19 protein-coding genes and 1 tRNA gene are annotated in these 19,383 nt (G+C 36.9%); 16 read left to right on the top strand and 4 right to left on the bottom strand.

All coding sequences use genetic code 11. The annotated features are described in order from the left end of the window. Positions 1-4: 4 nt before the first annotated feature. From IGL23_RS10915 to IGL23_RS10895, 5 genes are all read left to right on the top strand, one after another. A complete protein-coding gene (locus IGL23_RS10915) occupies positions 5-1,306 on the top strand; it encodes a LysM peptidoglycan-binding domain-containing protein (protein ID WP_048958170.1) in 1,302 nt (433 codons plus the stop codon). A 160-nt stretch (positions 1,307-1,466) separates the two neighbouring features. Further along, positions 1,467-2,837: a DUF6056 family protein gene (locus IGL23_RS10910; RefSeq protein WP_002415466.1), complete on the top strand. Its 1,371-nt coding sequence runs from the start codon at positions 1,467-1,469 to the stop codon at positions 2,835-2,837. 321 nt (positions 2,838-3,158) lie between these two features. Continuing rightward, a tRNA-Ser gene (locus IGL23_RS10905) sits at positions 3,159-3,248 on the top strand. Between the two features lie 89 nt (positions 3,249-3,337). After that, positions 3,338-3,589, top strand: coding sequence for a hypothetical protein (locus IGL23_RS10900; RefSeq protein ID WP_002382470.1), 252 nt, complete (start codon positions 3,338-3,340; stop codon positions 3,587-3,589). Positions 3,590-3,844: 255 nt separating this feature from the next. Further along, complete coding sequence (locus IGL23_RS10895) at positions 3,845-4,909, top strand: FUSC family protein (protein ID WP_033595535.1); 1,065 nt, start codon at positions 3,845-3,847, stop codon at positions 4,907-4,909. A 259-nt stretch (positions 4,910-5,168) separates the two neighbouring features. Here IGL23_RS10895 and IGL23_RS10890 read toward each other — a convergent pair whose 3' ends face one another. The 3 genes from IGL23_RS10890 to IGL23_RS10880 all read right to left on the bottom strand — a co-directional run bounded on the left by IGL23_RS10890 (position 5,169) and on the right by IGL23_RS10880 (position 8,485). After that, on the bottom strand, positions 5,169-5,900 hold the full coding sequence (locus IGL23_RS10890; protein WP_411146543.1) for a DUF4950 domain-containing protein: 732 nt from the start codon (positions 5,898-5,900) through the stop codon (positions 5,169-5,171). Positions 5,901-6,253: 353 nt separating this feature from the next. Continuing rightward, positions 6,254-7,819 carry a membrane protein gene (locus IGL23_RS10885; RefSeq protein ID WP_033595533.1) on the bottom strand — a complete coding sequence of 522 codons (1,566 nt, stop codon included), beginning with the start codon at positions 7,817-7,819 and terminating at the stop codon, positions 6,254-6,256. A 90-nt stretch (positions 7,820-7,909) separates the two neighbouring features. Then, positions 7,910-8,485 (bottom strand): DUF805 domain-containing protein, encoded by a 576-nt coding sequence (locus IGL23_RS10880; protein ID WP_002379789.1) that lies wholly within the window; start codon positions 8,483-8,485, stop codon positions 7,910-7,912. Between the two features lie 164 nt (positions 8,486-8,649). On the opposite strand from IGL23_RS10880, the gene IGL23_RS10875 reads away from it, so the two are divergent. The 8 genes from IGL23_RS10875 (at position 8,650) to IGL23_RS10840 (ending at position 14,716) form a co-directional block, all read left to right on the top strand. Beyond that, on the top strand, positions 8,650-9,420 hold the full coding sequence (locus IGL23_RS10875) for an alpha/beta fold hydrolase (protein ID WP_002356329.1): 771 nt from the start codon (positions 8,650-8,652) through the stop codon (positions 9,418-9,420). Between the two features lie 87 nt (positions 9,421-9,507). After that, a complete protein-coding gene (locus IGL23_RS10870) occupies positions 9,508-10,050 on the top strand; it encodes a 5-formyltetrahydrofolate cyclo-ligase (protein ID WP_033595531.1) in 543 nt (180 codons plus the stop codon). 10 nt (positions 10,051-10,060) lie between these two features. Further along, entirely contained in the window at positions 10,061-10,771 is a 711-nt protein-coding gene (locus IGL23_RS10865) for a rhomboid family intramembrane serine protease (RefSeq protein ID WP_002362481.1), read from the top strand. Positions 10,772-10,788: 17 nt separating this feature from the next. Then, entirely contained in the window at positions 10,789-11,007 is a 219-nt protein-coding gene (locus IGL23_RS10860) for a YqgQ family protein (protein ID WP_002356332.1), read from the top strand. After that, entirely contained in the window at positions 11,008-11,979 is a 972-nt protein-coding gene (locus IGL23_RS10855) for an ROK family glucokinase (protein WP_002356333.1), read from the top strand. A gap of 15 nt (positions 11,980-11,994) precedes the next feature. Further along, positions 11,995-12,393 carry a rhodanese-like domain-containing protein gene (locus IGL23_RS10850; protein ID WP_002356334.1) on the top strand — a complete coding sequence of 133 codons (399 nt, stop codon included), beginning with the start codon at positions 11,995-11,997 and terminating at the stop codon, positions 12,391-12,393. A gap of 120 nt (positions 12,394-12,513) precedes the next feature. Next, positions 12,514-12,864 carry a DUF488 domain-containing protein gene (locus tag IGL23_RS10845; RefSeq protein WP_002359411.1) on the top strand — a complete coding sequence of 117 codons (351 nt, stop codon included), beginning with the start codon at positions 12,514-12,516 and terminating at the stop codon, positions 12,862-12,864. A gap of 13 nt (positions 12,865-12,877) precedes the next feature. Further along, a complete protein-coding gene (locus tag IGL23_RS10840) occupies positions 12,878-14,716 on the top strand; it encodes an FAD/NAD(P)-binding protein (RefSeq protein ID WP_033595529.1) in 1,839 nt (612 codons plus the stop codon). A gap of 162 nt (positions 14,717-14,878) precedes the next feature. On the opposite strand, the gene IGL23_RS10835 is transcribed toward IGL23_RS10840, so the two are convergent. Beyond that, on the bottom strand, positions 14,879-15,046 hold the full coding sequence (locus IGL23_RS10835) for a DUF3042 family protein (RefSeq protein WP_002356337.1): 168 nt from the start codon (positions 15,044-15,046) through the stop codon (positions 14,879-14,881). Between the two features lie 267 nt (positions 15,047-15,313). Here IGL23_RS10835 and galE point away from each other — a divergent pair, with 267 nt between their 5' ends. From galE to dnaX, 3 genes are all read left to right on the top strand, one after another. Next, positions 15,314-16,306, top strand: a complete 993-nt coding sequence (gene galE / locus IGL23_RS10830; protein WP_430619652.1) for a UDP-glucose 4-epimerase GalE — start codon at positions 15,314-15,316, stop codon at positions 16,304-16,306. Continuing rightward, the gene (locus IGL23_RS10825; protein WP_025190106.1) at positions 16,287-17,537 is read left to right on the top strand and encodes a UDP-glucose--hexose-1-phosphate uridylyltransferase; all 1,251 of its coding nucleotides are present in this window, start codon (positions 16,287-16,289) and stop codon (positions 17,535-17,537) included. Before galE ends, IGL23_RS10825 begins: the two co-directional genes overlap by 20 nt. 71 nt (positions 17,538-17,608) lie before the next feature. After that, positions 17,609-19,369: a DNA polymerase III subunit gamma/tau gene (gene dnaX / locus IGL23_RS10820; RefSeq protein ID WP_002359419.1), complete on the top strand. Its 1,761-nt coding sequence runs from the start codon at positions 17,609-17,611 to the stop codon at positions 19,367-19,369. The last annotated feature ends 14 nt before the right edge of the window (positions 19,370-19,383 follow it).

Genomic DNA, 19,383 nt, shown 5'->3' with positions numbered 1-19,383 from the left:
ACGAATGAAAAACAAAATTTTAGTAGGAGCGATAGTCGCTCTATTTTTTATGCCTTTGAATGTATTTGCTGAAAAAGGTGACCAAGGCGTTGACTGGGCTATTTATCAGGGGGAACAAGGTCGTTTTGGCTACGCACATGATAAATTCGCTATTGCCCAGATTGGTGGCTACAATGCTAGCGGTATTTATGAACAATACACATATAAAACGCAAGTAGCAAGTGCTATTGCCCAAGGTAAACGTGCGCATACCTATATTTGGTATGACACTTGGGGAAACATGGACATTGCGAAAACAACAATGGATTACTTTTTGCCACGTATTCAAACGCCTAAAAATTCCATCGTTGCATTAGATTTTGAACATGGAGCGTTGGCTAGTGTTCCAGATGGATATGGAGGATATGTAAGTTCAGATGCCGAAAAAGCAGCAAATACAGAGACAATTTTGTACGGTATGCGCAGAATAAAACAGGCTGGCTATACTCCAATGTATTACAGCTATAAGCCATTTACACTAAATCATGTAAACTATCAACAAATCATCAAAGAGTTTCCTAACTCTTTATGGATTGCTGCGTATCCTATCGATGGTGTGTCACCATATCCATTGTATGCTTATTTCCCAAGCATGGATGGTATTGGCATTTGGCAATTCACATCCGCTTATATTGCAGGTGGTTTAGATGGTAACGTAGATTTAACAGGAATTACGGATAGTGGTTATACAGATACAAATAAACCAGAAACGGATACGCCAGCAACAGATGCAGGCGAAGAAATTGAAAAAATACCTAATTCTGATGTTAAAGTTGGCGATACCGTCAAAGTGAAATTTAGTGTTGATGCTTGGGCAACTGGCGAAGCTATTCCAGATTGGGTTAAAGGAAACAGTTATAAAGTGCAAGAAGCAACTGGAAGCAGAGTATTGCTAGAAGGCATTTTGTCATGGATTAGCAAAGGTGATATTGAACTATTACCAGATGCAACAGTTGTCCCTGATAAGCAACCAGAAACAACACATATAGTTCAACATGGCGAAACATTATCAAGCATTGCTTACCAATACGGTACCGATTATCAAACTTTAGCTTCGTTAAATGGATTGGCTAATCCAAACCTTATTTACCCTGGACAAGTTTTGAAAGTAAATGGATCAGCAACAAGTAATGTTTACACAGTCCAGTTGGGTGATAATTTATCAAGTATAGCGGCTAAACTTGGCACGACTTATCAAACATTGGCAGCTTTAAACGAATTAGCAAATCCTAACTTGATTTATCCGGGTCAAACGTTGAACTATTAAGAAATAAGTAAAAGGCCTACTTCTCTTTGTGAGAGGTAGGTCTTTTTTCATTTATACTAATATATACATATCATTGAATGCTAAAAAATTAAAATTTGTCTTAAGTAAATTTTCAAGTTATGGTATACTTTGCTGGTGAATATGGGAAGGAGCATAAAATTTGAAGAAACATTCTAGGAAAATAAAAAATAATAAAGAACTAACTTTACTGATTATAGGAATTTGGGTTGTTTTTTTTCTTTTTAATATGTATATGCCGACAGTGAGAGCTGATGACTTAGTTTACGTAAATAGATTAGATAAATTAGGATATTTGGGTGCTTCAATAGAACATTATAAAACATGGAGTTCAAGAGTTATTATTGAATTATTCTTGATGTTTTTTTCTAAACACCTTATGTTATGGAAATTATTAAATTCAACGATAATGACAGGTTCTATAGTATTGCTTTGCAAATATGTTTTCAACAAGTTATATTCTAAAAATTTGCTACTAGTTTTTTCTATATTTTGTCTAATTCCTTTAACAATAATGGGGGAAACTGGTTGGATCGCTACTACGTTAAATTACCAATGGCCAGTAGCTTTTGGTTTGCTAGCTTTTTACCCTTTTTTTCAAGTGTTAAGCGGTAAAGAAATAAGCAAAAAAATATATTGTATAAGTATTCCTTTATTAATATTCTCTGCTAACCAAGAGCAAGTTAACGTATGCTTTTTTGTTTTAACTAGTCTAGTAAGTTTGTATTTATTATTTAGAAGAAATTATAATTATAAGTTATCGGCGCTTTCCATAATAAGTTTAGTGGAATTATTTTTTTCTTTGACGGCCCCAGGGAACACATTGCGGGCTGCTCATGAAATTAATAAATGGTTTCCTGAATACAAAAAATTTAACTTTGTGAATAAATTAGACCTTGGTATATCATCATTTGGAAAACCGTTTTTTTTAGACACGAATATTTTATTTTTATTACTCTTTTTTATATTATTCTTTCTATCTTATAAGAAATGTCAGAACTATTATATACGTATATTAACCGCATTGCCGCTTTTTCTAAATTTGATTACTTTTTTCGGAAACACAATGGGACAAAGTTTTACTTATGTCAATGGAAATAAAAGATCAATGATTTGGAATAGCAACAATCTGGGGAATATCTTTACAAGATTTGGAACTAAACTATCAATTTATCACCCTGGAACTTGGGTAGCTACTTTTATAGTTTTGGGATTATTATTATGTTTAATTATAGGAATTTATATAAGTTTTGATGATAAAAAATCTGCTGTTTTTTTAGTAGTGTTAATGATGATGGGTTTTTGTTCAAGATTAATTATGGGTTTTTCTCCTACTGTTTGGGCTTCAGGTATGCGAACGTACTATATACTTTTTATTGTCGTCGCTATAATAGTGTTAAAGGGAATTAACGAGATGAAGAAAAACATGAGCTTGCAAAAGAAAGAACTATTATCATTTAGTTTAACTTTATTAGGTATCTGCACCTTAGTGTTAACGGTGCTGAATAGATAAATTAAAAGCTCTACTTCTCAATCACGGGAAGTAGAGCTTTTTTTGTTTATTCGGTATGATTTATATATCTATTCGCTTGCCTTTTTTAATTTTTTGATGTAGATTTTATCTTGTTGTTATAGTCTATTTTGCTAATTTGAATTAAAATAATATTACGCAAACCCTTGTGAGTTCTAGTCTGTCTAAATATGGTGTTGCAGAAAAATTACACCGTGAAACTAAATAATTTAGTTAGATAGAGCCTAGAATCCTTGTTGTGTAAGGGTCTAGGCTTTTTATCTATAGATTCATTACATGTTCATTTGTAGATGGAATGTAGAGGGAGGATTACCCAAGTTTGGCTGAAGGGGACGGTCTCGAAAACCGTTAGGCGAGTAACATCGTGCAAGGGTTCGAATCCCTTATCCTCCGTACTGAGAAGCAGTTGAGTTATTAGTTGCAAATAAAACGACAGAGACGTACACTTAAAGTAGAAAAATACTTAAGAAGAGGTGTCTATTATGTCAAACTATGAAGAAAAAGAAGCGCAAGCATTAGCAAAAATTGCAGACGTTTTGAACAAATTGGATGCAAGTTTAGAAGAGTTGGGCTCGCTAGATGAGGATACAAAAAAACATAGTATGAAGAAATGGATTGTTGAAAAAAAAGCCATTCATGAGATTAAAAAAATTGCACACGAAGCTGGTAAGTATGACAAGTATGATGAAAAAGAATTAGAAAAAGAAATGGATCTGTTAGAAAAGTTTATGTAAAAAAGCGCTAGCTTTTGTTCAACAGTTATTTAATTTTGAGTCTAGAATTAATCGTTTTGATTTTTTCTAGGCTTATTTTTTATGAAGTAAGCAAATCGTATCGGGAGAGGTATTGAATTAAGAAATAAAGCATGTATTGATTCAGAAAAAAAGTTGTAGTAAAATGTTCGTCACAACTACTTTTCTTCTGATTTCATAGAAGGAAAAGTTGGAATAATGAATTGAGAAGAGTCGATTTTTAGGAGATGATTTTAGGTGACTTTTTATCAATTATTGCAGTTAGATTCATTTATTTTAAAACAAAAAATTCATCAAGCGGACACTAAAAAACAGCGGAGATATTTTTGGCGCGCCTTGTTAATAAGGGATATCTTATTAGTTTCGTTTGCGATTTTATGGGTGTCGACGATTACTTTTTTCTTTGGAAAAGCTGTAGCGCCTTTTTCAATTGTATTATTTTGTTTGCTGTTGAGTATCCGTTTCGTCTCATATGGCTACAGGGAAAAACAGGCCTTGCTTAGTTTAGGAATCGTGTTAACAATTCTAGGTGTTAGTCCACTAATTTCACTGATTTCTGTATCATTTTTACAATGGGGTCTTCATTTTATCTGCTTGCTGGCATTGTTTTTCTTAACTGGTAAAAACCCTAAAATGGGTAATCCGGGCTTGTATACGTTCTCCTACTTATATTTAGTTGGCACGGTTCACTATCAATCGTTTCAGCAATTAGAACAAACTTTCTTTGTATTAGTGTTTGCTTATCTACTTTTAGCTTTTGTTTATCATATGAAACATAAAAAGTTGGATCAAGAGATTACTTTTATACAGATGGTTACAGAAAATGGTTTTTTTAATCAAAGAAATATTTGGTTTGGTTATTACGCTTTAGGCATTAGCTTATTACTTTTTATAGGAACGCACCTTCAGATTGACCGCTTTATGTGGGCAACATTTGCTAGTTCGTCATTATTTTCTGGGTATGATACGTTTAAATTGTCTGAACGAGCAAAAGAACGAATAATAGGGGTCGTTATTGGTTCTCTAGTATCGGCTATCTTGTTATTTTATATACCAACGAACCTACTTGGTATTTTAGGAGGACTTTGTTTAGGCTTATGCACATCTTATAAAAGTAAAACGATTTTTAATTGTGTTGGTGCTATCATGGCAGCTTCTATGATATTTGGGCTAGAAACAAGTCTTTACTTAAGAATTTTGTTAAATATGTTGGGGCTAGCTTACGGTTTGCTTTATCATTTTGTCTTTGTAAAAACTATGTCCTATTGCAATCGCAAGGAGTGGCTGAAATTGTCTGAATAAAAGGAGCCTAACATTCTTTCTTGAAAGAATGTTAGGCTCCTTAGACATTTTTGTTTATATTCCATATTATCAAATTATATGCATGCTGTTAATCAATGCCCAACTGCTATATCAAATGTCGCAATTTTTGCCGAGCCAGTAGGTACAAGGTCTAGTTCCACTTCGTCAAACCTATTGCCATCAACTGGTATCCCAAAGTAAATGGTAGATGGTCCAGTTCTACTTTTATAGACTATTATCTATTAGTATACCTAAATTTCTATTTAATTCGTAATGACTGACCAGGATAAAAAACAGAAGTTTCAATGCCTGGATTTAACGCTAATAATTCTTCCAAGGTTAAACCATTTCTTTCGGCTAACTGTCGCCCACCTTCACCACTTCGTACCGTATCGTATATAGGTTGGTCTGATTTAGAATTTTGTATTTGTTCACTAGAATCAGAGTTTTGTGGTGGTTGCTGTTCAGATTGTTCAAAAACTTGTTGAGTTTGATTATTTCTTTCAATTAATTGTTCCAACGTAATATTACCTAGATAAGTGTATATTTGTCCATTAACAGTTAAAGTACCATCATTATTTTTCGTTACTGTTCGGGGCATATTATTCAAAAGAAACGTCATTGTTTGATTACCATTCTCATCCACAGAAAAACTTACATTTTGAAGAGGAACATTCGATTGAGTTATGCTAGTGAGTGTTCCGTCAGCATTTATAAAAAATAAGTTATCACTTTGAGGAATACCCCAACCGCCTATAAAATCAGCTAAGCTAACTTGTGGCAGCGGTTCTTTAGTAGTAGATGAAGAGGTAGATTGGTTTGTTTCAGATGAGACGTTTTGATAATTAGAGCTGGTTTCTTCCGTTTTATCTTTTTGAGTGGAAGAATCAATACTTTTCTTTGTGTAAGGTTTCAAAACTAGTTTTGTTTGGTTATCAGAATTGTTTGTCTTAGTAGGAGTGAAAAGTAGATTTTGCTTTTCTTTTTTTATCTTGTAAGCTACTTCTTTTCCTTCATTTTCCCAACGAATTTGATTGTTTTTTAGATGGTATTTGACTTTGTATTCTATTTTATTTGCAATTTGTTTACCTAATTCTTCGCCTGCTTTTTCCAACTCATTTTTTGCAGTTGATGTGTGTTCATCTGTATTGATTTTGAAAGTAGCGGTATCTTCGCTGAATGATACAATCATTACTACTTCATCAACGTTGGAGTTTACGGCCCACTCGTTTGCCATTAGCTCTTTTGTGGTCACTTTATTTCTGCAGGAAGTAAGGGTCAGTAAGGATAAAAAAACAATCAACCCCAGCAAACTTTTTTTCATTTTTAACTCAATCCTCTTTTCTATTTTACTATTTTTTTGTATCTTCGAATCTCTCTCAACCCCAGCCAACCACTCGCTGATAACAAGTACCAAAACGGCATAAACTGGATTAAATAGCGAGAGCGGCCGCCTTCAAAGAGCAATAAATACAGAATAGCTCCAATGAAAGCTAATTTTAAAATCGCGTAGTTATTTTTTGAATCTTTTAGAGGGATACTGAACAATAGACCTAGTAATGTGAGTAAATAGAAAAAATGCATATAAATTCGTAGATAGTTACTTTTTTGATTTTGCGGATAATACAGTGACCGCAAGTGTTCTTGCCAACGATTTTTAGAAGGTGTTTCTGGGATTAAATCACCGCCATCCCAACCCCAGTCAAAATCACCATTGGCAGTATTATGACGATTTTTTTGAGCCAGAAAACGAAGATAACCGAAGAATCCTTTATTTTTTAAACGGTCTTGAATCATTTTTATGGTATAAGCTTTTTTGGCTTCTTGTGTAGGCAACTGATTTACTGCTTGTGTATCTGCATCATTGTAACCGCCAGTTCCAGTCAAACCCATCATTACAAAAAGTGTCCAAGGTTTGGCTTGTTCTTTATCGATTTCCGTAATCGTTTGTTTTTCCACAAAAAATTGAAAACTATAATATGCGCTGGCGAAACCAGTCAGTAAAAAGAGAGCAACCACGGTTAATTTTACGATAGACTGTTTGTTCCGATTTACTAAAAGAAGTTGCAGCACTTTTATACAACTAAATGCAATAAAAAAGATTATAGACGAAGGTTTCATTAAAAAACACCAAGCTAAGCCAATTCCAATAAACAGTAATAAACAATATTTTACGAAGGGAGGGGAAACTTGGTCAAAAAGGCTATATGCAAAAAAGACTAGGTTGATGAACAATAAGACGGCCGTATCTGTATAAGGCGTGAGTAACCATGGAGACAATCCGAAAGAAAGAAAAAATAAACTATAAGCAACGAAGGCCGTTAATGGATTAAAGACACGCTTAGAGGCATGATAAAAGAGAAATAAACTGCTATTAATAAACAAGCAATTAACCACTTGCCAACTAAACCAAGTATTGCTCCAGCTCCCTGTTACATCAATGAAACGCAAAAATTTATTCAGGTAATACATCATGAAAAAGAAAAATTCGTTATTGGGGTTTAAAGAAAGTACGATTTTTGAATAATCCCTATTTTCAGTGGTAATACTATGAAAGTTATCAAAAACATCCCAGCCAATCGGCACAGTAATCTGCGTCAGGAGTAAAAGTTGTAGTAAAAATAAACTGATCAAACTACCAATAATAACCACACGATCATGGGTTTTTATTAAGTGCCAGAGCGCTTGAATCTTAGTGTAAAGAAATTTTTTGTTTTTATAAATAATCAACAATAGAATAATTAATAGAGGAAGTAAAACAAGCAAGTGCTTAGGCTTTTCCCAAAGAATTTTTACCAGAGAATAGGGAGAGTTAATTGCGCCGTAAAAGACAAATAAAATAAAAAAAGTAAAAATATAATTTTCTAGATTCAGAATCCGTTTAAAAGTAGCCATATTTTCTCCTTCCATTTTTTTAGCTAGACTAGTTCTTATTTTATCATAAAGATTTTAAAATAAGAAAAAAGCCCTTCTTTTAAAAGAAAGGCTTAAAACTTTTCCTTACTTCACTTCTTTGTAACGGAAGAAGAAGCGTAAGACGCTATTTTGGCTAGTTGTTGTTAGTTTATCTGTCGGTAAGACTGTTAGTAAGAAGAAAAACAGACTAATCACAAGAGTGAAAAATAAGAAGACGGGACTGCCACCTGTTATCACAGTATCTGTTTGAACGTCATATTTAAAAGTTGACATAACAGAGAAAACTTGTGTATAGCTACAGGCAATAGAAAGTAGATATAAAACAAGCACGCCCCAACCTGTCATCCCAGCATCACGATAACGACGTACACACATTGCCCACGTTGGTAATAATAAAGCTAACCATAAAACAAGTGCAAAAAGCATTAACGGTAATAAGTTTCCAAAATCATAGGTTTCAAAATATTCAGCTGCTAAAATTGCTGACACGGCTTTGCCGACAATGGCAATATAAAAAATAAGTGCTAAAATGCTTAATACCAATGTCATCCACCAATAACCAGCACGTGTTGTCCGACCTTTAAAATCAACATATCCACGAAAATAATCTTTAAAAGCTTGTCCAAATGTTACTTTACCTTTTTCCTCAATTTTAACCATAAAAACACCCCTTTGTATTTAATAAAATGATTATAACGGAAAGTAATAAAATAGGAAAATGCGAATTCGCATATTTGTGATTTTTTTGATAAATCATATAAAGAGCAGGTTTTATCAAAAAACGGTAAAATAAGAGAAGATATTTTATAATGGAGGAATCATGAATGAAAATCAGTATTAGACATCGCTACATAGCAAAAATTCCAGCATTAGAAGTGACAACAGAAGAGCAAAAAAACGAAGCATTACCTTTAATTGTTTACTATCATGGTTGGCAATCAGCTAAAGAATTATCTTTAACACAAGCAAGAAAATTAGCACACGAGGGGTTTCGGGTCATTTTACCAGATGCCATGAACCATGGAGAAAGAAAAACAGGACCTATTTCCACGATTCCTTCGATTACATTTTGGAGTAGCATTCAATATAATTTAATTGAATTTCCAGTAATTATCCATCATTTTCATAAATTAGGGTTGATTAAAGAAAATTGGATTGGCGTGGGTGGTGTATCCATGGGCGGTATTACTACTAGCGCTCTTATGACCCAACATCCTGAGATTCAAGCTGCTGCTTGCTTAATGGGAACACCCTATCCGGCGCGCTATATTCAGCGAGTGATTCAACGGGCGAAAGAATTTGCTATTTTTGTACCTAAAGACTTGCCACTGTTGCTAAGTTGGGTGCATCAATACGATTTATCACAAACGCCAGAAAGACTGCAAGAACGACCGATGCTGTTTTGGCATGGAACGGAAGATGAAAAAATTCCCTATGAAGACATGGCTGATTTTGAACAATTAGTGTCTGGGAAAACGTATGCGAGAAATACGCAATTTATAACGGAAATCGGTGAGCGGCATTTAGTGAAAGGAGAAACAATGGATTTGGTTGTTGACTTTTTTAAAGAAGCGTCAAAAACGTTAGAAAAATAACGGGATTTTTCAAAGAGAAAAGGGGAATCAGCTTGTTTTTTAAGAACACTTTCTATAAACTTAACAGAAAAGGGGTTGAAGGTGTACATGGAGAAAAACAAGTTGAGAAAAGTGGGCTTAACTGCCCTAGAATGGCTAAAACAACATCCAGAAATTAAACAACATAAAGAATCAAGTCTCTATGAACAGTTGTTTGCTAGTCAGCAATGGCAACAAGCACAAACAATCGGAATGATTCGGTCATTACCGCTAGAATTATCAACACAGCCAATTTTCGAACGGGCCATGCAAGAGGACAAGCAAGTGGCGGTGCCGCGAACATTTAAAGGAGGCAAAATGCACTTTTATCAAGTCTTTCCAGAGACGGTTTATGACACCAGTGCATTTGGCGTGGAAGAACCTCCGTTAACAGCGGCAGAAATAACAGCTACAGCGATTGATTTATTGATTGTGCCAGGGATTGTTTTCAATCGTGCTGGCTATCGAATAGGCTTCGGCGGTGGTTTTTATGATCGTTATTTGGAACATTTTTCGGGCCATTCATGTAGTTTAGTTTTTAGTGAACAACTCCATGAGCAATGGCAACCAGAAGCGTTTGATCAGCCAATCGAACAATTATTTATACAATAGGAGGAATGGAATGAATTATCAAACAGAAATGAAATTGAAACGGCTAAAAAATCAGCCGTTCATTACGTATGCCCTTTTAGGTATTTCAATCATTGTTTTCCTTGGATTGGAATTAACTGGAGGATCAGAAAATATTTTAAACTTAGTTAATTGGGGGGCAATGGTTCGTCCACTGGTAGCTCAAAATCATGAATACTGGCGGTTTATCACGCCAATGTTTCTTCACATTGGGTTTATGCATATTATTTTGAATATGGTTACTCTTTATTATATCGGCGCACAGGTTGAGGCAATTTATGGGCATTGGCGCTATTTGGGAATTTATTTATTGAGTGGGATTGCTGGAAATATCGCCAGTTTTGCCTTTGGGACACCCAACAGTGTCTCAGCGGGTGCTAGTACAGCGCTTTTTGGTTTGTTTGGCGCATTTGTTATTTTAGGACGCCATTTTAGAGACAATCCAGCGATTATGTATATGGTGCAACGCTATTCAATGTTTATTGTGATTAATTTGTTATTTAACTTGTTTAGTAGCTCTGTAGATATGATGGGTCATGTTGGCGGTCTAATTGGTGGACTATTAGTCGCGACGGCTTTTGCTGTTCCAAATCGTGAAGAAGCATTTAATAAGCACGAGCGAATTATGGCCACGTTAATTTTTATTTTTCTTGTCGTAATTTGTCTGTTATTGGGTTTTAAAAAATACGGTTTACCTGTATAATAAGGAAGTGTTTTCGTATGGAAACGTTATATGATGTACAACAACTTTTTAAACAGTTTGGGATGTATATTTATGTCGGTGCACGGATTTATGATATTGAGTTAATGATGATTGAATTAAAAAAATTGTATGAAGGTCAATTGGTAGACCGAGATACGTATTTACAGGCCCGGCATATTTTGCAAAGAGAGCATCGAATAGAAGAATCTAGAGGGAAGCAGAAAGGAATCGACTAAATGGATAAGAAGATTATTGGGATTGATTTAGGTGGAACGACCATCAAATTTGCTATTTTAACAACCGATGGCGTTGTTCAACAAAAATGGAGTATTGAAACGAATATTTTAGAAGATGGCAAGCACATTGTGCCATCAATTATTGAAAGTATTCGTCACCGTATAGATCTTTATAATATGAAAAAAGAAGATTTTGTGGGAATTGGTATGGGAACACCAGGGAGTGTCGACATTGAAAAAGGAACTGTTGTAGGTGCCTATAATTTAAACTGGACGACTGTACAGCCTGTCAAAGAACAAATCGAATCTGCTTTAGGAATTCCGTTTGCCTTAGATAATGATGCCAATGTTGCCGCTTTAGGTGAGCGTTGGAAGGGCGCGGGGGAAAATAATCCCGACGTGATTTTTATTACTTTAGGAACAGGTGTCGGCGGAGGCATTGTTGCAGCAGGAGAATTGCTCCACGGTGTTGCTGGCTGTGCTGGAGAAGTTGGACATGTGACGGTTGATCCTAACGGCTTTGACTGTACCTGTGGGAAACGTGGCTGTTTAGAAACCGTTTCTAGTGCCACTGGTGTCGTTCGTGTTGCACGTCATTTATCAGAAGAGTTTGCAGGTGACTCTGAACTGAAACAAGCGATTGATGATGGACAAGATGTTTCAAGTAAAGACGTTTTTGAATTTGCTGAAAAAGGCGATCATTTTGCATTAATGGTTGTGGATCGTGTTTGTTTCTATTTAGGCTTAGCCACAGGAAACTTAGGTAACACGTTAAATCCAGATAGCGTGGTTATCGGTGGAGGTGTTTCTGCAGCAGGAGAATTTTTACGTAGTCGTGTCGAAAAATATTTCCAAGAATTTACCTTCCCGCAAGTTCGAAATAGTACAAAAATCAAATTAGCAGAGCTAGGTAATGAGGCCGGCGTCATTGGTGCCGCTTCACTAGCATTACAATTTTCAAAAGAGAAATAGAGAGGGCTTTTTAGAATGAGTATTTTATGGGTAATCAATGGCATTTTGCTAGTTATTGTACTAGCGATGGTATTCAATGAATTATATTTGAAAATTATGGTGAAACGTTCAGCAAAAATGCTGACGGAAGAAGAATTTAAAGAAACAATGCGTAAAGCACAAGTGATTGACGTTCGTGAAAAAGATACATTTGATGCTGGGCATATTTTAGGGGCGCGCAGCATGCCATACAGCATGTTAAAAACAACAATTGGTTCTCTTCGTAAGGATCAACCTGTTTATCTTTATGATCAAAAGAAAGCTTTAAGTATCCGAGCAGCTAATTTATTACGCAAAAATGGCTATACTGATATTTATATTTTAAAAGGCGGCTATGATGGCTGGACTGGGAAAGTGAAAAAGAGAAATAGTTAATAACAAAAAGAGTTGGTCTTCATGAGACCAACTCTTTTTGTATAGGAAAGCTTAATAGAGATGTTGCTTTTTGTCAGTCCTCACTTTTTGAGCTACAATAAAGAGAAGAGGTGAAGGCAGATGATTCAAATCAAGCGAGCATATGAAGCACCGACAGAGCAAGATGGCTACCGTGTTTTAGTTGACCGTATTTGGCCACGAGGAAAATCCAAGGAATCTGAAAAGTTAGATGAATGGCTCAAAGAAGTGGCCCCAAGTACAGAGCTACGGAAATGGTTTAATCATGAAGCAAATAAATATCCTGAGTTTAAACAAAAATACCAAGAAGAATTGAAACATGAGCCAACTGCCACAGCATTTAAGCAGTTACAGACGATTGTAAAAAACCAGCCAGTAGTCACGCTGGTCTATGGGGCGAAAGATACAGTGCATAATCAAGCAGTTGTCTTAAAAGAATTATTAGAAAAATAGAGTAGGTGATTGGATGAAAATTGCAATTGTAGGTGCTGGACCCAGAGGCTTATCAGCTGCAGAACGAGTCATTGAATGGGCTCGTAAAACGGAAATAAATGTTCAGCTCACATTGTTTGATCCATACGGTCCAGGTGGGAAAATTTGGCGAGCAGAGCAACCTAATTATTTATTAATGAACACCGTGATTAGCCAAGTCACTTTATTTACAGATGAATCTTTTAGTGGCGAAGGACCAATTGTCAAGGGCCCCACTCTCTATGAATGGACCCAAACAGAAGCTGCGCAGTACATTCAACAGCAACAACCCTATAATTATCTTGAGTTGTTGAAAGAATGTCATCGCCTTGGACCGAATGATCACTGCTCGAGGGCTTTTTATGGCATGTACCAAAAATGGTTTTATACGTATTTAGCCACGAGGTGTAACGAACAAACATCGCTGACGTTTTTTAAAGAGCCAGTAACTGCTGTGCGGGCAGGAGAGGATAACTATTATGTGTATACTCAATCCATTGAGTTTACGGCAGACAAAGTAATTTTAGCTTTGGGTCACCAAGAAAATGAATTAACGACTGTTGAACAAGAGCTTGCGGACTACGCCAAGGAGCATCGTTTGTTTTATTCTTCTCCTAAAAATGCGGCGGATGCTTTATTGGCACTTGCCAATATACCTGCAAAACAACCCGTTGTGTTAAAAGGCTTAGGTTTGGCATTTTTTGACTATTTATCTGCCTTGACGATTGGCCGCGGGGGTGTTTTTTCTCGTCAAAATGGCCGCTTACGTTATGAACCTTCTGGAAGAGAGCCCATTATTATTGCTGGTTCTGGTCGCGGTTTTCCTTCTCATTCTCGAGGGAATAATCAAAAAGGCTACGGGGAAACCTATCAGCCTGTTTTTTTAACCGAAACGTATTTAGCTGAATGTCGTAAAAAAGGACAGGTTACAGGCGCAGAGTTTTTTGGGTATTTAAAAAAAGAAGTGGAATATGTGTATTACACTTGCTTAATCGAAGAAAAATATCCGCATCTTTCTAAAGAGGCCTTTCAACAGCTGTTTATTCAAACCAAGGGAGCGCCGGAAAGCTTAGCCCACTTTGAAAAACAAGATTGGTTTGATTGGCAAGCGTTAGAACATCCTGAAACAAAGAAAACTACTCATGAAAGTTTTCGTTCGTTTTTACTAGAGTATTTAAAATGGGATATTCAAGAAGCAGAGAAAGGCAATCTTAGCGGTCCTTTGACCACTGCTTTAGACAGTTTAAAAGATTTAAGAGATCAGATTCGCTTTGTTTTGGATGAAGGGTTATTAACGAATGACGAGAGTCAAAAGTGGTTGTGGCATTGGTTTACCCCGTTGAATACCTTTTTGTCAGTGGGACCTTCTGTTGAAAGAACAGAAGAGCTACAGGCGTTAGTTGAACTGGGATTAGTCACGATTCTGGGGCCAGAAATGCGTGTCGAAATGAAAGCGGGTCAATTTATTACTTATGCTAATTTATTTCCGGAAAATCGGTATAATAGTCACTTTTTAATTGAAGCACGCATTCCCAAAGTTAATAATGAAAAAAGTTTGAATCCTTTAACGAGGCAGTTGTTAGCCGATAAGCTAGCTACGCTTCATCAACTGGCATTAGCTGATGGTCAAATAGTCAAAACAGGCGCACTCTTGATTGTGCCTGCCACGAATCAAGTCATCACAAAAGGTGGACAGGTGGCGACAGGCCTTTTTAGTTGTGGTATTCCAACAGAAGGTATTCATTGGTTAACAGCCGCTGCAGCTCGTCCTGGTGTGGATCCTTGGAATATGCGTGATATGGATCGGATTGCTGCTACTATTTTTAATAGTTAAGAAAAATAGTCAGCTCCTTTGGTAAAAAAGAAAGCATAACAAGTGGTCATCCATCGCTTTGATGGATGACCACTTGTTATGCTTAAGAGAATCAACAGAGCCAGAAGCGCTTCTGTTGATTTCTTGGCGTTAGATTTTTTATCTCAACGTCACAGCTATTTTTTAACGTGCAATACGTTTACGCATCGCTTTTTTACGGTTTTCTTCAATCATATCTTCTTTTTCTTCAATTGGATCAATGACTGTTTTTTTAATAGTTGTAGCCACACCGGCTAAAGCAGCAACTGTGATAGCAGTACCGACTAACATACCTGATACAAATTTTTTCATCGTTCATTCCTTCTTTCAAATTGTATTTGTTTCTATTATGACGGAAAAAAGCAAAAAAATCCAATAGTTACAATGATTTTTCATAAACTCTACGACTAATTTAGAGATTTGTTAAAATTTACCAAGTCTTTTCTGTATTTTTATAGGAAAAATGAATAAGGAGAAATGGCCAAATTAAATCCTGTTTACAAAATGAAATAATTCAGAAGTAAACCTTATTTAATGGTACAATAGAAAAAGAAATTAGGGAGTAAAAGGAGCGTATTTATGTCTATTTTAGTATTAGGTGGCGCAGGCTACATCGGCTCACATGCCGTTGATCAATTAATTTCAAAAGGATATGCCGTTGTTGTTGTTGATAATTTATTAACGGGGCATCGTTCAGCAGTTCATGAACAAGCGACTTTCTATGAAGGCGATATTCGTGATAAAGCTTTTTTACGTAGCGTCTTTGAAAAAGAATCAATTGAAGGGGTGTTGCACTTTGCGGCCAATTCTTTAGTAGGAGAATCCGTGGAGAAACCGTTAATGTATTTCAATAACAATGTTCACGGCACTCAAATTGCCTTGGAAGTCATGCAAGAATTTGGAGTGAAACATATTGTTTTTTCTTCCACAGCGGCCACTTATGGCGAACCAAAAGCAATGCCTATTACAGAAGAAACACCAACGAATCCTAAAAACCCGTATGGGGAAAGTAAATTAATGATGGAAAAAATCATGAAATGGTGCGACAACGCTTATGGAATGAAATATGTTGCTTTGCGTTATTTTAATGTTGCAGGAGCAAAAAAAGATGCCTCAATTGGTGAGGATCACACGCCAGAAACGCATATTGTGCCAATTATTTTACAAGTGGCATTAAGCCAACGAGCAGAGCTAAGTATTTTTGGGGATGATTATGATACACCAGATGGCACGTGCATTCGAGATTATGTTTACATTGAAGACTTGATTGCAGCACATATTTTGGCTTTAGAATACTTGAAAAATGGCGGCGAAAGTGACGTCTTTAACTTGGGAAGCAACAACGGCTATTCTGTTAAAGAAATGTTAGATACTGCTCGCGAAGTGACAGGTCAAGAAATTCCTGCGACAATCGCGCCACGCCGAGCAGGGGATCCTAGTACGTTAATTGCTTCTAGTGAAAAAGCCAAACGAGTTTTAGGCTGGCAACCAGAAGTAACTGAGGTCAAGGACATTATCGCCACCGCTTGGCAATGGCACCAAGCTCATCCACATGGATATCAAGAAAAGTAATAGGAGGAATGAATCGATGACCACGAGTCAAAGGATTGCCGATTTTACCACACTTGCTATTCAAGCAGGTGGTTGGATGGAATTGGATCGCTTATATCTTCAGAACCGTTTATTATCAATGATTGGTGAACAAGAATTAGGCGAAGTAGACATACGGCCTGTGGCAACACCCGCCGCTGATTTGGCGGAACAATTGTGTCAAGTTGCGAGTGCCAACCAACTTGTAAAAACAGAGCAACAAAAAGAACAGTTCATGGTGCAATTGATGGATTTGTTAACACCGCCACCTTCTGTGGTTAATGCTTTTTTTGCACAACATTATGCTAAAGAGCCACAAGAGGCTACCGAGTATTTTTACCAACTTTGTCAAAAAAACGGTACGGTCATTGAACAGGAAGAACCTGTTGTTTTTTCAACAGTCTATGGTGATTTTTTAGCAAATAAGGTCCACAGTGAGGCGTCAAAAGCAACGCTCTCTGCACAAAGCTATCCCCGCTGTGAATGGTGCATGGCAACAGAAGGCTACCAGGGAAGTCAGCAATTTCCTGCGACTACGAACCATCGAGTGATTCGAATGAACTTAGATGGCGAAAGCTGGGGGTTTTCCTTTGTAAAACAGGCACAATATCAGCAACAAGGTGTGATTGCGTTTGAAAAACATCAGGCAGCGAAACGTTCAGTTAAGACTTTTCAGCAATTGTTGAAAATTGTTGAGGTCTTTCCTCATTATTTTGCTGGGATTGATGCTGACTTTGAACAAAATGAGCATGTCTATTATCAAACGGGTTTGCAACAATTTCCATTAGCCGAAGCGAGCATTTCAGAATATGTTGAGTTAGCTAACTATCCTTTAATCAACGCAGGAATGGTGAATTGGCCAGTTGCGACATTTCGCCTAGAGGGACCGAATGCGTCAGAAGTTGCCCAAGCCGCAAATGATATTTTTGAGCAATGGCAAATGCTAAAACTGCCAACGGATGAGATACAAATCGTTGCCCGACGAAAAGAACTTTTATATGTCATGGACTTAATTTTTAGTCGACCTCAAGCAAAGCCTTCGTTAACGTTAGCAGAAGTCCAAGGTTTAACGACTTGGAACAACCAGAAAACGCAGGCACTTGAAACTGTCGCTTCAGCGTATCAACAGCGATTAAAAGAAGCCAGTGCGTTTGCAGAAACAAGTGAAGGAAAAGCGGCTTTTTTAGCAATGGTTGCGCCAGTGACTCATTAAAAGAAAAAAGATGCCGAATGACTAAAAATCACGTATAATAGATAAGAATGAAAAATAAGGGAGGGTAAAAAATGGCTTATCAAGCACTTTATCGGGTCTGGCGTTCACAACGTTTCGATGACGTAGTAGGACAAAAAGCAATTACTCAGACACTGAAAAATGCGATAGTGCAAAAGAAAACATCTCATGCCTATTTATTTACTGGCCCTCGTGGTACAGGTAAAACCAGTGCCGCAAAAATTTTCGCTAAAGCGATTAACTGTAAACATAGTCAAGATGGTGAACCTTGTAATGTTTGTGAAACCTGTGTAGCCATTACGGAAGGTCGTTTAAATGATGTCATTGAAATTGATGCGGCGAGTAATAATGGCGTGGAAGAAATCCGTGATATTCGTGATAAAGCAAAGTATGCACCGACACAAGCCGAGTACAAAGTTTATATTATTGATGAAGTTCATATGCTATCAACAGGCGCGTTCAATGCACTTTTAAAAACCTTGGAAGAACCGCCACAAAATGTTATTTTTATCTTAGCAACGACTGAACCACACAAGATTCCGTTAACGATTATCTCACGGACGCAACGCTTTGATTTTAAGCGAATTAGTACGCAAGATATCGTCGATCATATGGCCCATATCATGCAGGAAATGGCTCTCGATTATGAGGAACAAGCCCTTTATGTGATTGGGCGTGCTGCGGAAGGTGGGATGCGAGATGCCTTGAGTATCTTGGATCAAACGATTTCATTTAGTGATGAAAAAGTAACACTGGAAGATGCAATGCAAGTGACAGGCAGCCTAACCTATGAAATGATGGATCATTATATTCAGTGTTGTGTCGCTGGTGATGTTGAACGAGCATTAGAAGGTTTGGAAAGTATTTTAGGCGAAGGCAAAGAAGCGCGCCGTTTCTTAGAAGATTTGTTATTATATTGTCGAAATTTACTGATGTATCAGCAAGCACCGAAGTTATTAGCAGAAAAAGCAGGCACTTTGACAGAAGCATTTAAGGAACTAGCTACACAAACGCCTGCTGAAAAAATCTACCAACTAATCCAAATTTTAAGTGACACACAAAATGAGATCCGCTTTACCAACAATGCGAATATCTATCTGGAAGTAGCCACTGTCAAATTAGCTAAAACGGTGCAACCCAATAAACACAACACGCCAGAAACAACTAATCAAGATGGTAGTGCAGAGGGAAATCCAGAATTAGCAGATTTACAAAATCAAATCGGGCAACTGAAGAAAGAACTGGCTGAATTAAAGAAACACGGTGTAGCTGCCAAAGAAGCAGATGCGCCACGTCAACAAGCACGACCACAAGCGACAAAAAGTTCGTTCCGTGTACCCACAGAACGGGTATATCAAGTCTTAAACGAAGCGACTAGAACACATTTAATGAATGTGAAAAATGTCTGGGAAGACTTACTGCAAACATTATCTGTGACTCAACGAGCGATGCTCAAAGCTAGTGAACCTGTCGCAGCGAGTCCTAAGGGCATCGTGGTGGCATTTGACTATGAGATTGTTTGTGCTCGTGCAACAGACGATGAAGAGATGCAGTTAGCTTTCAATAATAATTTAAGCCGTTTGATGGACTATACACCAGAGATGGTCTGCATTACTAGAGAAAGCTGGCCAAAACTAAGACAAAGTTTTATTAACCAAAATCAGGGCAGTTTGAATCATTCTGAACCTGAAAATGAAATGGCTCGTCTAGCGGACGAACCGCCTGTAACAAATGAACATTCACAAGAAAATCCAGTAGTAGATGAAGCAATCGCTATGTTTGGTGAAGAGCTTGTCGAAGTACTAGATGATTAATATGAAGGAGTCGA

Source organism: Enterococcus sp. MSG3299, assembly GCF_050555765.1.
Taxonomy (GTDB): Bacteria; Bacillota; Bacilli; order Lactobacillales; family Enterococcaceae; genus Enterococcus; species Enterococcus faecalis.
Note: the sequence above shows the minus strand (reverse complement) of the source record. Positions and strands in the feature narration are given on the sequence as shown.

Coding starts and splice junctions, on each gene's coding strand:
- IGL23_RS10915 (WP_048958170.1), top strand. CDS start 5: ATGAAAAACAAAATTTTAGTAGGAGCGATAGTCGCTCTATTTTTTATG.
- IGL23_RS10825 (WP_025190106.1), top strand. CDS start 16,287: ATGGATATCAAGAAAAGTAATAGGAGGAATGAATCGATGACCACGAGT.
- IGL23_RS10900 (WP_002382470.1), top strand. CDS start 3,338: ATGTCAAACTATGAAGAAAAAGAAGCGCAAGCATTAGCAAAAATTGCA.
- IGL23_RS10880 (WP_002379789.1), bottom strand. CDS start 8,485: ATGGTTAAAATTGAGGAAAAAGGTAAAGTAACATTTGGACAAGCTTTT.
- dnaX (WP_002359419.1), top strand. CDS start 17,609: ATGGCTTATCAAGCACTTTATCGGGTCTGGCGTTCACAACGTTTCGAT.
- IGL23_RS10845 (WP_002359411.1), top strand. CDS start 12,514: ATGATTCAAATCAAGCGAGCATATGAAGCACCGACAGAGCAAGATGGC.
- IGL23_RS10840 (WP_033595529.1), top strand. CDS start 12,878: ATGAAAATTGCAATTGTAGGTGCTGGACCCAGAGGCTTATCAGCTGCA.
- IGL23_RS10850 (WP_002356334.1), top strand. CDS start 11,995: ATGAGTATTTTATGGGTAATCAATGGCATTTTGCTAGTTATTGTACTA.
- IGL23_RS10875 (WP_002356329.1), top strand. CDS start 8,650: ATGAAAATCAGTATTAGACATCGCTACATAGCAAAAATTCCAGCATTA.
- IGL23_RS10835 (WP_002356337.1), bottom strand. CDS start 15,046: ATGAAAAAATTTGTATCAGGTATGTTAGTCGGTACTGCTATCACAGTT.
- IGL23_RS10885 (WP_033595533.1), bottom strand. CDS start 7,819: ATGGAAGGAGAAAATATGGCTACTTTTAAACGGATTCTGAATCTAGAA.
- IGL23_RS10865 (WP_002362481.1), top strand. CDS start 10,061: ATGAATTATCAAACAGAAATGAAATTGAAACGGCTAAAAAATCAGCCG.
- IGL23_RS10860 (WP_002356332.1), top strand. CDS start 10,789: ATGGAAACGTTATATGATGTACAACAACTTTTTAAACAGTTTGGGATG.
- IGL23_RS10870 (WP_033595531.1), top strand. CDS start 9,508: ATGGAGAAAAACAAGTTGAGAAAAGTGGGCTTAACTGCCCTAGAATGG.
- galE (WP_430619652.1), top strand. CDS start 15,314: ATGTCTATTTTAGTATTAGGTGGCGCAGGCTACATCGGCTCACATGCC.
- IGL23_RS10855 (WP_002356333.1), top strand. CDS start 11,008: ATGGATAAGAAGATTATTGGGATTGATTTAGGTGGAACGACCATCAAA.